At 31.7% G+C, this 14841-nt stretch carries 12 protein-coding genes; 3 read left to right on the top strand and 9 right to left on the bottom strand.

What is annotated here, in order from left to right; all coding sequences use genetic code 11:
• Window positions 1-8: 8 nt before the first annotated feature.
• The 4 genes from opp4B to opp4A form a co-directional block, all read right to left on the bottom strand.
• Window positions 9-971 (bottom strand): oligopeptide ABC transporter permease, encoded by a 963-nt coding sequence (opp4B, locus tag LQ673_RS04360; protein WP_239705856.1) that lies wholly within the window; start codon window positions 969-971, stop codon window positions 9-11.
• On the bottom strand, window positions 952-1956 hold the full coding sequence (locus LQ673_RS04365; protein ID WP_037589226.1) for an ABC transporter ATP-binding protein: 1005 nt from the start codon (window positions 1954-1956) through the stop codon (window positions 952-954). The genes opp4B and LQ673_RS04365 overlap by 20 nt, the downstream gene beginning before the upstream one ends.
• Window positions 1949-2959 (bottom strand): ABC transporter ATP-binding protein, encoded by a 1011-nt coding sequence (locus LQ673_RS04370; protein ID WP_196308347.1) that lies wholly within the window; start codon window positions 2957-2959, stop codon window positions 1949-1951. Before LQ673_RS04370 ends, LQ673_RS04365 begins: the two co-directional genes overlap by 8 nt.
• A 128-nt stretch (window positions 2960-3087) precedes the next feature.
• On the bottom strand, window positions 3088-4821 hold the full coding sequence (gene opp4A, locus LQ673_RS04375; protein ID WP_037589224.1) for an oligopeptide ABC transporter substrate-binding protein: 1734 nt from the start codon (window positions 4819-4821) through the stop codon (window positions 3088-3090).
• Window positions 4822-5078: 257 nt separating this feature from the next.
• On the opposite strand from opp4A, the gene LQ673_RS04380 reads away from it, so the two are divergent.
• Both LQ673_RS04380 and LQ673_RS04385 read left to right on the top strand, forming a co-directional pair.
• Window positions 5079-5381 (top strand): hypothetical protein, encoded by a 303-nt coding sequence (locus tag LQ673_RS04380; protein ID WP_239705857.1) that lies wholly within the window; start codon window positions 5079-5081, stop codon window positions 5379-5381.
• A gap of 741 nt (window positions 5382-6122) precedes the next feature.
• Entirely contained in the window at window positions 6123-7925 is a 1803-nt protein-coding gene (locus tag LQ673_RS04385) for an acyltransferase family protein (protein WP_196308454.1), read from the top strand.
• Window positions 7926-8110: 185 nt separating this feature from the next.
• Here the strand turns inward: LQ673_RS04385 and LQ673_RS04390 are convergent, their stop codons facing one another.
• From LQ673_RS04390 to LQ673_RS04410, 5 genes are all read right to left on the bottom strand, one after another.
• Window positions 8111-9076: an LLM class flavin-dependent oxidoreductase gene (locus LQ673_RS04390; RefSeq protein WP_196308455.1), complete on the bottom strand. Its 966-nt coding sequence runs from the start codon at window positions 9074-9076 to the stop codon at window positions 8111-8113.
• A gap of 5 nt (window positions 9077-9081) precedes the next feature.
• Window positions 9082-9378 (bottom strand): DUF3219 family protein, encoded by a 297-nt coding sequence (locus tag LQ673_RS04395; RefSeq protein WP_159316029.1) that lies wholly within the window; start codon window positions 9376-9378, stop codon window positions 9082-9084.
• A gap of 134 nt (window positions 9379-9512) precedes the next feature.
• A complete protein-coding gene (locus LQ673_RS04400; RefSeq protein WP_126477634.1) occupies window positions 9513-9713 on the bottom strand; it encodes a hypothetical protein in 201 nt (66 codons plus the stop codon).
• 147 nt (window positions 9714-9860) lie between these two features.
• Window positions 9861-10202: a transcriptional regulator, SarA/Rot family gene (locus LQ673_RS04405; RefSeq protein ID WP_037589219.1), complete on the bottom strand. Its 342-nt coding sequence runs from the start codon at window positions 10200-10202 to the stop codon at window positions 9861-9863.
• Window positions 10203-10541: 339 nt separating this feature from the next.
• Entirely contained in the window at window positions 10542-12443 is a 1902-nt protein-coding gene (locus tag LQ673_RS04410) for a YSIRK-type signal peptide-containing protein (protein ID WP_239745003.1), read from the bottom strand.
• 517 nt (window positions 12444-12960) lie between these two features.
• On the opposite strand from LQ673_RS04410, the gene LQ673_RS04415 reads away from it, so the two are divergent.
• The gene (locus LQ673_RS04415; protein ID WP_239705521.1) at window positions 12961-14832 is read left to right on the top strand and encodes a BglG family transcription antiterminator; all 1872 of its coding nucleotides are present in this window, start codon (window positions 12961-12963) and stop codon (window positions 14830-14832) included.
• Window positions 14833-14841: the final 9 nt, after the last annotated feature.

A 14841-nucleotide genomic window follows, 5' to 3' on the forward strand; every position in this document is an offset into this window, starting at 1 on the left:
ATCCCCCCTTAGTTACTCTTGATTCGTGGATCTACTAAACTATATGAAATATCCGAAATTAAATTGGCTAATAACCCTAAAAATGAAAAGAATAATAATAACGACATCATGAGTGGATAATCTTTACCACCAATAGATTCAATCAGCAACTTCCCAATTCCAGGATAAGAAAAGATTGATTCAGTTATAACTGCTCCACCAAATACAGATAATACGTCAGATCCAAAAAATGTAACAATCGGAATGATTGAATTTCTTAAAATATGTTTATTATAAATTTTAGATTCCGATAACCCTTTCGAACGTGCTGTACGTATATAATCTTTTCTCGATACTTCGATAATGTCATTTCGTAAGAATTGTATATAACTTGCAGTTGATAATAACCCCAATATCATTCCTGGTAAAATAGCGTGATATAACTTACTTATATAATATGCCAAACTACCTTGTTCAAGTCCTATTTCAACAGATCCTGAAAATGGAAACCAGCCTAATTGAAATGCAAATACATATATTGCAAACACACCAGCTACAAATGAAGGTATGGCTAACATAAGATAATTCAACACTTGTATACTATAATCGTATAAACTATATGGTTTCCTACCCGAAATTATGCCAAGTGGAAATGCAATCATATATGTAATGACTAAACTGATAACACCTAATAAAATCGTATTAGGCATACGTTCTTTTACTAAATCCATAACTGGTCTTTTATATCTAATTGAATCACCTAATTCTCCATGAAGTATTTTATTCCCCCATGTAAGATACTGTTTATAGAGCGGATCATTAAGTCCTAATTTTTCTCTTTGTTCTTCATAATATTTCGAACTAACATTAGGTAGCTTTTGACCAGTAAACGTATCTCCTGGTTGCATTTTAGCTAAACCAAAAATAACAATAGAAATTAAAAATAGTAATGGAACCATGAGTAATAATCTTCTAATAATTAGAGTTGTCATTTACTTTCACCTCATCTTCTAGCAGAATACATGCAGCATAATGTTCGTCTCCAACTTTACGATAGCTCGGTTTTTCAACTGAACATTCTTTTCTCACATAAGGACATCTTGTATGGAATGGACAACCTTTTGGCGGATTACTCGGTGATGGTAAATCACCTTCTAATAAAATTCTCTTCTTCCGCTTCGAAGGATCTATTTCCGGAATAGCTGAAATTAACGATTGTGTATAAGGATGTCTAGGATTTTCATATATTAAATCAGCAGGTCCTTTTTCTACGATATGTCCTAAATACATCACACATATATAATCACTTACATGTTTAACAACGCTTAAATCATGCGCAATAAATAAGTAACTCAGTCCAAATTCTTTTTGTAAGTCTGCCATGATATTTAATACTTGAGATTGTACAGATACGTCTAATGCACTTACTGGTTCATCCGCAATAATCAATTTAGGTTTTAACGCGAGCGCTCTAGCGATACCTACACGTTGCCTTTGTCCTCCAGAAAATTCATGCGCATATTTATAGTAAGCTTCTTCGTTAAGTCCAACTTTTTCTAGAAGTTCCATCACTTCTGATTTCACTTCTTCTTGAGATTTCTTGTAATAATTTCTAATTGGCTCTCCAATAATATCTCCAATCATCTGCATTGGATTCAACGAAGCATAAGGATCTTGGAATACCATTTGGAATCCTTTTCTCACTTGTCTTAAAGACTTTCCTTTTAATTTTGTAATGTCTTGATCACAAAATATAATTTCTCCAGATGTTGCCTTTTGTAATTGTAAAATGGTTCTACCAGCTGAAGATTTACCACATCCTGATTCACCAACAAGTCCGACAGTTTGTCCAGCTTTAATATTGAAAGAAATACCATCGACTGCTTTTACTTCTCCAACTTTACGCTGAAAAACACCACCTTTAATTGGGTAGTACTGTTTAAGATTTTTAACTTCTAATACATACTCATTAGACATGTAATGGACCCCCTTTTTCTGATATCGATTCATCATATAAATGACACGTTACTTTATGTTGTTCATTTATAGAGATATCTTTTAAATTTGTCGTTGCACAGGCGTCCATAGCAAATGGGCATCTATCATAAAAGTTACATCCAACACTCGGTATTTTATCTATTGAAGGTACAGAACCTTTAATCGTTTCTAATTTATCTTGTTTGATATCTAATCTTGGTATCGTTTTTAATAGTAATTTCGTATATGGATGTTTAGGATTATTAAATATTTCTTCCACTGAAGCACGTTCAACAATTTTACCTGCATACATAACTGCGACAGTATCACATATTTCTGCAATAACTCCTAAGTCATGTGAAATAAAGATAACGCCCATATCAGTTTCATCTTGAACATTCTTCAATAAATCTAATATTTGCGCTTGAACAGTTACATCTAGTGCTGTTGTAGGCTCATCTGCAATAAGTAATTTAGGGTAGCAAGAAATCGACATAGCAATCATGACTCTTTGCCTCATACCTCCAGATAATTGGTGAGGGTACTCGTTAATAACTTGCTGTGCTCTTGGTATACCTACCTTTTTCAATAGATCTATCGCTCTTTCTTTAGCTTCTTTCTTAGAAATATTTAAGTGTAATAACATCATTTCAATTAATTGATTACCTATTGTAAATACTGGATTAAGTGATGTCATCGGTTCTTGGAAAATCATAGCAAGTTCTTTTCCTCTAATATTATTTAATTGTTCATTTGTATATTGATCAATACGTTCACCCATGTATTTGATCTCGCCTGAATTAATTTTCGCAATTTTTTCAGGTAATAATTTTAAAATCGACATACTTAACACCGATTTCCCAGAACCAGATTCTCCTACAATCCCCAAGATTTCACCTTTCTCTAAAGTTAAATTAACATTAGAAATCGCATTGTAGTTCTTACCGTTTATATCAAATCCCGTACTTAAATTATGTATTTCTAATAAATGATTACCATGCATATTATCCCCCCGTTAGTTAGTAAGTCCTTCACCTTTTATAAAGGTTCAAATGTTACACTAATAGATATGATAAGAGTCTGGAACATTAGTACTCGTCCCAGACTCAAAAAATTAACGCACTAAAATATTTATTTATCTTCTTCTACAGCCCATTCGTAGATTGGATTTGCACCTTTTAATGAAACTTCATAATTTTTAACTCTTTTATTTACAGCTGTTGTATCAATTAATTCAGTAAGTGGAATTGCTGGAATTTCTTCTGCCCAGATTTTTTGCCACTCTAGATATTTCTTCTTACGCTTATCTTGGTCTTCACCTACAATTTTTACGTCTAAAGCTTCATCTAATAATTTGTCTGCTTTTTCATTTTTATACCTTGTTTCATTCCAAAGTGCTGTTGATTTATACATTTCTGATGGATCTGGGTCTGCTCCTTGAATCCAAGTACGGAAGTATACTTCCATATCTTTAGAGCCTTTCTCTAAATCATCATTATATTTACCAAATTCAACCATTTCTACTTTTGTTTTTAGACCAATTTTTTCCCAATATCCTTTAAGTGCTGCTGTACGAGGTTCAAATGTTGGGTTTGTTCCTGCATAGTGCTTAAGATTGATTTCAAACTTTTTACCATCTGGATCTTCTCTAAAGCCATCACCATCTTTATCTTTGTATCCTGCTTTATCTAATAATTTTTCTGCCTTTTTAACATCATATTTGTATTCTGTTACTTCACCTTTTTTAGCACCACTCCAGTGTGATGATGGAATTAAACCATTTAACGGTTTACCATAACCATGATAGAATGCTTTAATCCATTCATCACGATTGATCGCATATGCCATAGCTTGTCTTAATTCCTTAGATTGATATTTAGGACGTGCTTTACCGATTTCATTCTTCTCTTTATCGTAATCATTCAACACAAAACCAATAATTGCATAAGATGTTGACGGTGATTCTAATAATTTAACGTTTTCAGATTTACTATCTTTAATTTCTTTAGCAATCGGTGGTGAAACAGAAGATATATCAATTTCCCCTTTTTCTAAAGCTTGTGCAATTGAAGTTTGTTCTACAACTCTTAAATTAATTTTGTCTAACTTAGGTTCACCTTGCCAATAATCTTTATTCTTAACAAATTCTACTGATTCTCCATCAACAATATTTTTAACTTTGAAAGGACCTATACCTATAGGATTTTTACGAACTGCATCAGATTTAGCCATCTCTTTTACAGGAATATCTTTAAATACTTTTTCACTAATAAGTGATCCAGTCCATAAAGCATATAAATTGTTTGCTTTTTCTTTCTTAAATGTAATTTCTACAGTGTAGTCATCTATTTTCTTAATACCTTCTACTTTGTCTGCTTTACCAGCATGTTTCTCTTCGGCACCTTTAATAAGCTCAACACCACTATAACGTGGACCATCATAGTCTTTATTAGCTAATGTTTCTAAAGTAAAAATCCAATCGTTAATAGTAAGTGGATTGCCATCATGCCACTTAATGCCTTTTTTCATTTTGAAAGTATAAGTTAAATTGTCTCCATCTTTTTTATCCCATGACAAAATATGTGGCTTTATTTGTAAATGATCATCGAAATCAACTAATCCATCGTTGAAATAACCGATAACTTCAGAATCACCTGCTGTACCAGCAAAAATACTTTGGAAGTTACCTTCAGGTGCATCGCCGATACCAACTTTCAAAGTGCCACCTTTAGCATCACTTTTTCCAGTTTTATTTTCCATAGCTGATTCCTTTTTAGAATCCTTATCTTCCCCTTTGCCACATGCTGCTAATACAAGCATTAAACTTAAACATACTAATAAAAAAGTTTTCCAATATGGTTTCATATTTATACCCCCTTGTGTTGTTAAAGTATGTATATATAGTAAATATTTTAATTATTCTGTAAACTTTGTCAATAACTGGTAAAAATATTATAATTTAATAAATCTACAATTATTACGTATGTAAAATATTTTGTTTTTTTATCTGAGCTTTCTATTTGTAATTTCTCTCGTGTAATAATACACTATTGTTAAATAGATATTTGTCTCTTGCTTTGAATTTTGGATATTCATTATGAGTAATCAAGGAGGTTTTTCAAATGACTGTTGAAGGTAAAAAACTTATAAAAGTGAACCGGCAGAATGAACAAAGATCTTCAGAGATTTCAGTTATGATTGAAGAAGGTGGTTTAGGCGCTGATAATTACTATCAAATTATTAAGCCAAACGCGAGCCATAGAGAAACAGAAGAAAACATTTTCCAATTCGAAGATGAAGTTAGTCAAAAAAGTGATTCTGATTTAATTGACTTACTTATTGTAAATGCACAGGAACATACTGCAGAGAATTACAAAGAAGCACAAAATATTATTAAAGCTGAGTTATTGAAACGAATGTGTTAAGAGGATATACAATATGAGGCTGGACCATGGTTGATATGGTCCAGTTTTTTATATTTTACTGGCTAACGATCTTGTTTTCGAGTCTTGATTGTTAGCCCATTATTTTTTTGAGTTTTTCCGTATATGTTGCCCGCTAACGATCTTGTTTCGGTTTCTTGAACGTTACAATTTCTAACAATCTTGTTTTCGAGTCTTGATCGTTAGTCCATTATTTTTTTGAGTTTTTCCGTATATTTTACTGGCTAACGATCTTGTTTCAGTTTCTTGAACGTTAAAATTTCTAACGATCTTGTTTTTGAGTCTTGATCGTTAGCCCATTATATTTTTGAGTTTTTGCGTATAAAATGCCCACTAACGATCTTGTTTCGGTTTCTTGAACGTTAGAATTTCTAACGATCTTGTTTTCGAGTCTTGATCGTTAGCCCATTATTTTTTTGAGTTTTTCCGTATTTTTTGCCCGCTAACGATCTTGTTTCAGTTTCTTGGACGTTAGAATTTCTAACGATCTTGTTTTCGAGTCTTGATCGTTAGCCCATTATTTTTTTGAGTTTTTCCGTATATGTTGCCCGCTAACGATCTTGTTTCAGTTTCTTGAACGTTACAATTTCTAACGAGCTTGTTTTTGAGTCTTGATCGTTAGCCCCTTTCTCTCCACTATCCTTTTTTTGTATATCTTTGGTAAATTATGGTACAATATTTCTTATTGGAAATTTTTACAATTTATTGAGGAGACAATGAGAAATGAATGGTCAAATGAAAGAGATAAAGTCACATCCAATTCGTTATTTATATGGTCTAGATGGCTTAAGGGCAATTGCGGTTATAGCTATCATTATTTATCACCTTAATCCTAAGTGGTTATCGGGTGGTTTTTTAGGTGTAGATACTTTTTTTATCATTTCTGGCTATTTAATTACGAGCTTATTAATCCATGAATATCAACATACTGGCACGATTGACCTCTTACATTTTTGGAAGAAACGTATTAAAAGGTTACTGCCGGCAGTCTTATTTTTATTAAGTATTGTACTCATATATACCTTATTATTTGAACCGAGTATTATTAAAAGTGTAAAACAAGATACGTTTGCTGCTTTATTTTATGTATCAAATTGGTGGTATATTTTTCATCATGTTAGTTATTTTGATAGTTTCAAAGTGATGCCACTTAAACATTTATGGAGTCTAGCGATTGAGGAACAATTTTACGTATTTTGGCCAATTTTATTAATGATATTACTTCGCATTAAAAAGTTAAAAAGGCATTTTGTTTTAGTTGTATTTATAGCTTCTCTTATTTCATTATTGTTAATGATTTTAATTGCTGAACCGAATGTTGATAATTCAAGAGTATATTTCGGAACAGACACTAGATTACAAACTTTGCTATTAGGTGTAATACTAGCATACATATGGCCGCCTTTTAGATTGAAACAGCATATTATAACGCCGTTAAAGATTGGAATTGAAACGATAGGTTGTATTTCAATTGCGCTATTAATTTATTTTATGTTGACTGTTTCATCCAGTGACAATTGGTTATACTTTGGTGGTATTTATCTTATATCTTTAGGTTCTTTACCTGTTATCGCGAGTGCTGTTCATCCTAGCACGTTATTATCTAAAGTATTAGGTAATCGATTATTGTTATGGATTGGACAGAGATCTTATAGTTTATATTTATGGCATTACCCTGTCATAACATTTATCAATAAACATTTCGTTCAAGGGCAAATCCCTTTTTACATGATATTGATAGAAATCATATTAACGTTACTGTTAGCTGAATGTTCATATCGTTATGTTGAAGTACCTATTAGAATACACGGGCTAGCGTATTTCAAACCTGGAAAAGCTCAATTAAAATCACTTATTGCTAAGAGTAGCATTACTTTAGTATTAATTGGTCTTACGTTAACAATACTTTCAGGACATTTTGATTATTTACAACAAACGCAAAAACATCATGCCAAGACGACTTTTAAAGTTTCAAATCACGACCATAAAAATAGTTTGATCTTACCTATTCCTAAAATTAATGTTAATAGCGAACAAACCCATAATCATAAAGGGAAGCATCAAGATAAAATGTTATTTATCGGTGATTCCGTCATGGTTGATATCGGGGAAGAAATACATAAAGCATATCCAGATGCAATAATAGATGGTAAAGTCGGTCGTAATTTAAATGACGCTATTCCACTCGTTCAAGAAAAATACAGTACATTTAATAAAGCCAATCAACAAGTCGTACTTGAACTTGGTACGAATGGAGATTTTTCTTATGATGATTTGACAAAGCTCATTAAAATGTTTGGTAATGCGCATGTATATGTCGTTAATACACACGTACCAAGAGATTGGGAACAAAGTGTCAACAAGAAACTTTCAAAAGCAGCAGATTCACATAAGAATGTTCAATTAGTCAATTGGTATCAAAAAGCAAAAGACCATTCAGAATACTTCGCCTATGACGGCGTGCATTTAGAATATAAAGGCGTACAAGCACTCGTATCCGAAATAAATAAACACATCAAGTCATAATATTTGAAATTAACAAAAAACAGTCTAGAACCCTATTTTGTTCTAGACTGTTTTTTTCGTTTAGCTCGTATTGTTTCTTCTATAATTGAACCGACTATGAGACCGACTGAGATGATGATTTTTCCTATTAATAAAATCATACGAAATCACCTTTTAATATCATATTTGAGTTCTGAAACAAGTATTTATATTTGTGCTAATAATCTATAAGATTGCATTCTATCCTCATGCGTTATTGTATTTGTACTGACCATGATTTCATCACATTGATATTCAGTTCGAATTGTTTGAAGTCTTGATTGAACGGTTTCAACATCACCAATAATCATATTGTCTTTCATGTCATTAAGCATTTCTTTTTCACGATCACTTAACGCATCAAATGTTTGTACTTTTTCTTTTTTATCTTCACCTTGTGCTTTAGGTATTAAACTTTCTATAGCAAGTGCTTCCGCTTCTTGATTATTCTCAGCACATATGACAGATACCGTTACAATCACTTTAGGTGTTTCTTGATTTCTTTGTTCAAAATGTTCACGGTAACAATCCACAATTGCACGACCATTTTGATCACTCATAAAAGCACCAAACACATATGGTATGCCATTTTTAGCAGCAAGTAAAGCACTTTTCTCACTTGTTCCTAATAACCACGGTGTTGGTGGTACATCAGGTTGTGGTAACACATTTACTTTATGATATTCGTGATCTACAGGAAATTGCCCTTCCAAGAACATCAATAATTCTTCTAACAGTTCTGGAAAAGCCCACACTTGTTTCAAAAAATGCTTCGATAACGCATTAGTTGCTTCAGCTGAGCCACCGGGTGCTCTTCCTATACCTAAATCTACTCTATTTGGAAATAAAGTAGCCAAAGTATTAAACTGCTCGGCAACTTTATACGGTCTATAATGTGGTAACAAGATAGCACCCGCACCAATTCTAATACGGTTTGTATGCGCACCAATATAAGAAAGTAATACCTCTGGCGCTGAACTTGCAAGGTTGGACAAACCGTGATGTTCAGTTAGCCAATACCTTTCATAACCTAAAGCCTCTCCTAATTGCGCTAATGCCAACGAATCTTTAAAAGCATCACTCGCTGTTTGACCAGGTGCAATCGGTGATTGATCAAGTATACTCAATTTCATACCGTTCATCCCTTTTGGTCCTCTCGTATTTCTTTAAGCACAAGACGGTACACCGCAACTTGATTGTCCTCATATAAATTTGTTAAAGACGTTGAATAATTATAGATTTCACCTTTAAACTTCTTATCTTTATCCGGAACTTCAACATCAAAACGCCCTCTATATAACAAAACTGCAATATCGTGATACGCTTCACTCGTTACATTAAATTCAATTGTTACTTTATATAAACCATCTACAGTTTCGTCTTCAAAAAATGTTAATGGAATTTTCATTTCATCTAAATATATATTTTCAACCAATTACGTCACCTTCAAAGTTTATATTTATTATCTAAGTTCAGTATAATATGTCGAAAGATATAATACATGCATTCTGTTTATAGTAAGTGAGCATTATGATGAGCTCAAGTATAATTGATATGTAACTTGTAGCCTTATTTTTCTAATGCTTTTTGGTACTCATATAACGCAATAACCGTTTCAAATTTAAGCTTATTTATATCGTGTATACCTTGTCTAATTTGTTTAATAGTAGTCGCTGCAATTCCGATATCTTTATTGATTCTATATGCGCTAATATCCTTGTTGTCTATTAACTTTTGTACCGTTGATATAACTTCTTGAATTGGTTCCATTTTCATTACTCCTTATATAATTTACTTATTTTCTAACATTTATTATTTACACTAATATTACCTTATTACCCAATTAATTTAAACATCAGTTATGTGCAGAACCGCCTTTAAAAAAATAACCTCCTACCTATTAAGTAGGAGATTTATTTAAAATTTTAAATCTTTTTCGTCTAACGTTTCTTCAATAAAGTCTAACGTATCTCTTATTGCTTCTAAATCAATATCAAATAATATTATTTTTCTTTCATCTTGAACATCTCGTTTTTTCTTAAAATACCCTAATGATTCAAGATTTTTTAAAGATGATGCAATTTCAGATGAAGAAGTGTTGTACATAAGTTTCCTCAGACGTCGCACATAAATTTTTGTAGCATTCATTTCATTTATATAAAACAACGTTATAATGTCTATTTTCTTTAACTTCTTCTTATCATGTATTTGATTCAAAACATCTTTTCTATGTAATTCATATTGTATAATGCCTTTCATACTAACCTCTCCTAACCTTTAAAAGCACTCAACTAAATATATTATTGAAACTCAAATACAATAAACATATTTTTCAATTCATTAGCTGCTATGGAATATACTAATAAATGAATACTCTATAATTTAAATATATGAGCCTTTTCTACACTAAGAAAAGGCTCATTATTTTTGGATTCAATAAACATCTATCCTCAGTCCTACACTAAATAAGAAGAATAAACTTACTTCATCTTCTCTATATTTAGAAATGACCAAATCTTAAACAATATTTAGTTCTTTATCGTTCAAACTTATACAAACATCACTTTTAACTAACCTTTTAAATTACATATCTTCTTTTTATTTAGTTACTTTTCTTCTCTTGAATAAGAGGAAGCTAGCACCAAATATACCTATTAAACTACCAATTAAACCTTTATCAACATTAGCTTCACCCGTATTCGGAAGCATATGACTTTTATGATCTTTGTCACTATGCGTGTTCATATTTATTTTTCCAGAAGACATATTATTTCCATTATCATTATTTTGGTTATTCATATTTTCAGATTTAAGAGGAACCATCGTTTTATCTTTATTTCCTGGATTGTTAGCTTTAATTGGTTCCATTGGCTTCATTGGTTCCATTGGTTCCATTGGTTGTTCTGGTTGTTCCGGTTGCTCCGGTTGCTCCGGTTGTTCTGGTTGCTCCGGTTGTTCTGGCTGCTCTGGTTGTTCTGGTTGTTCTGGTTGTTCTGGTTGCTCTGGTTGTTCTGGTTGCTCTGGTTGTTCCGGTTGTTCTGGCTCTTCTGGTTGCTCTGGTTGTTCCGGTTGCTCTGGTTGTTCCGGTTGCTCTGGTTGCTCCGGTTGTTCCGGTTGTTCTGGCTCTTCTGGCTTCACAGGTTTGTTACCATTACCGTCACCTTTTTGCCAATCATATTTTAAAAGTTTTTTACCAGACCATGTAGTACCTTCTGGTGCAGTTGAATTGTTTGAAAAATAAAATTCATCCATACTTTGTTGTTGTTTAATATTATCTGCAAGTAAAACTGGGACTGCTACTGTATAACCATAACCTTGCTCTACATCCATAGAAACTGTAACTTTCCCTTTAGAGCAAACGACTTTTATGTTGTATTTATCCGCATCTTTAATTGTATTTACGAGCGTATAGTTATTTTTAGCAACACCATAGTGTAAATTTAATCCATACTTTTCGATTGCTTCACAGTTATAATATGCATCTGGATAATTTTCAGAAATGAATTCTACAGTATGTCTGCCTGACTCTTTAAATTGAGGCGTTGAATACATATGTAAAATATCACTTACTCCTTCTTTATATTCTTGAACTGGCGTAAGAGATTCTGTATATCCAGAATATGTGCTTACTTTAAGATTTAAAGTATTATTTGTTGATACAAAATTATCATTGATCAATAATCCAACTTCTCGAGAAGTGTTGTTTTCCCAAATTGGTGAAGTTGCTTTTGTAACAATATTTAAGTTTGCATTTATGTCAGTATGTGTATCAAAGTAATTATCAGCAGTAAATATTAATTTGTTGTTCTCATAATTAACATTTCCTAATAATTCCCCTTCTTTATCATAAACATCTAACATCTTTGATCCACTATACTTATTCATATAATCTGGTAGCTTTATTTCAAACTTATCTCCAGGCTTTGCATTAGGATTAAATGTCATATTTAAAGCTAGATTAATATTTGTATTGTAATCAATAGTACTTCCATTCTCAGGAGATAACATCTTAACACTAATGTCTTGAATAATTGATTGATTGTCTGTTTCTGCTGAAGTTGCAGTCATTCTATCTGTATTTTCATTACGTTCATTATTTGAATCTGTATTTGCAGTTTCATTTGGTTGAGTGATATTTGATTCCATGTTTTCTTCTGTTGTATTTGAAGTTTGATTGCTGTTTGGCTGTCTTTCTTCTGTTGTTGCTTCATTTACACTTTCTGATTCTGTATTTTTATCATCATTTTGCAAGCTTTCTTTATTTTCCGCTTCGTTAGTGTTAGTGTCTGTGTTTTCCGTCATGTTGTTTGCGTTATTTATAGGATTTTCTTCACTCATTGTACTTTCTTCGGTCATAACATTTTCAGTAGCTTGATCATTCTCAGCTGCTTGCGCTTCTTGATTGACCCCTAAAAATATTAGTACCCCTAATAATACTGATCCTGTGCCAATAGAGTACTTTCTAATACTAAACCTTTGTTTATTAATTTTCCTTTCCACCTTAACTTCCCCATCCTTTTATCAAAACGTAAAATATGAAGTTTGCTTTGTAAATGATGTAAATATACACAATAAACTTCAGAAAAATTATACAATACATTTTGTAAAATTTTCAAGTACTTTTTATATAATTTTATAAGAATTCGATATTTTATTTAATATTTACGTTACAGTTGTTTTATTTATAAATAATTGTATGAATAAAAAATGTTAACAATGTAAAAACAAATATTTCCGTATATTAATTTAGTTTTATTCAAAGAATCTTGCTTATACACTATTTATTTTTATCGCATTAATTTAGCTTTATTAATATAGTTCTTATATTATTTTCCTACTATCCTTAACTACAAAATTAACAGTATAAGATTATTTTTTTAGTTTTTTAAAATAGTTATTTAAAGTGGAATTAAAGAACACTCACAACTAATTGGACACTCTAGAATTATCGTTATTTGTCACCCATTCATTAAACGCTTACAATATAATATGAATCTAAATGTGAACTTGAAATGTGGTGGGATTATTGTTAGAAAGACATGTGAAATTAATGAGGCTATTACTTTTAAATCGTGATAGTTATTTAAACGGGACTGAAATAGCTGACTATTTGAATGTTTCAAATAGAACGGTAAGAAGCGATATTAAATATATTAATAGTGAAATTAAAGATGTCATTATCAGTATTAAAGGGCGTGGTTATCAATTAAATCACGAGTTGTATCAAACTGAAGAGATAGAATCCATATTGAATCAATATACGGAAAAGAACGGCCAAACACTCATCAAGATGGCTTATCAATTATTAATGTATAAACAATCTGTTACGCTTGAACAATTATCTGAAGACTATGCTTTAACGAAGAATGAACTCATCGATCATTTAAACCAAATTCAAGCTTGGTGTGAATCTTATGACGTTGCGATTAAACTTGTTAAAAGAAAAGGTGTTACGGTAAGTGGCAATGAAATGGATATTCGCAACGCTATTCTTCATTTAAACCAACTCTCTACAAACAATGTTAAGGTAGAGGACTTCATTTTGAATGAAATCCCAAAAGCGCATAGCGAATTAATGATGCATATTATGGAACAACATTTAGAGCATAACCATATACAAACTTCAAAAGTACATATTAAACAGTTGCTCGTACACCTAATCATTATTTTCAAAAGAATCCACGATACAACAGAACAATGGGATATTAATCAAGAGGCATTGGCCATTTCCCGGGCAATTTTAGAAGACATTAATAGACAGCTTAAATACACTTTAAGCGATGAAACAGCGAAGTTATTTTCATTTTTTATTAGCTATTATTTTGATAAATATGATCTTGGCTTCAAACAAATATTTATTCAAAGTTATATTGAACGTTTAATTTATCAAATGAATGCCAAAGTCGGTATAGATTTTATGCAAGATACTGTACTTCGTGAAAATGTTTATTCACATTTCAGCAGAACATATTTGCGTATCGTTAAGAACGTTTATATTAACAATCCGCTTACAGAGGATATTAAACAGCAATACCCGTTTGTGTTCAACGCATTATATGAAACGGTTCATTTATTGGAAGAAGATGCACAACTTAATTTAAGTGAAGATGAGATAGCCTTTTTAGCGTTACATTTTCAATCATCAATAGATCGTAATGTACAAGATCAATTTAATGTTGTCATCACTTGTTATTATGGACTGGGCATTTCTAGCTTATTAGAAGCAAAAATTCAAAAGTTAAACCATAAAATTAATATTACGGATACGATTAAACTTGAAGACGTTTCAACTTACCCATTTTCTAATACGGATATACTCGTTACAACACACGAAATTGATATGAAACATATCCCTAGTAACGTACAAGTTGTTCAAGTATCGCCTTTATTTTCAGAAGAAGATGCACATAAATTTCAAACCATTTTAAATCAAAAGCAAAACCCTGTTTTAAATAACGACGCATTATTGCCTATCGACTTTCTATCGGTACCAATCGAAACAGACATACATTCTACTGTTGATATATTCCAACATGCGGAACGTTTGCTTAATCAACAACATGCAATATCAAGTGGGTATATTGAAAGTGCATTAGAAAGAGAGAAGTTCTCATCAACTTATATAGGAAACGGCATCGCTATTCCACATGGAGACCCTACTAAAGTCTTTAAGTCACATGTACTAATGTTTAGACTCCGCCAAGATATAGCATGGAAACAACATAAAGTTCATTTAGTATTCTTCTTATCTATTGCAGACAAAGATAAACAAGTAATGAAGAAAATCATACACAGTATTGCTGCATTAACAGAACAAGATGTTAAACATCTACTAAAATTAGAAGATGAACCATTCAAACAATATATCATTGATCGTTTTAAAGAATAATTGCCACTA

The sequence above is a fragment of the Mammaliicoccus sp. O-M54 genome (assembly GCF_022386035.1).
Classification (GTDB): Bacteria; Bacillota; Bacilli; order Staphylococcales; family Staphylococcaceae; genus Mammaliicoccus; species Mammaliicoccus sciuri_A.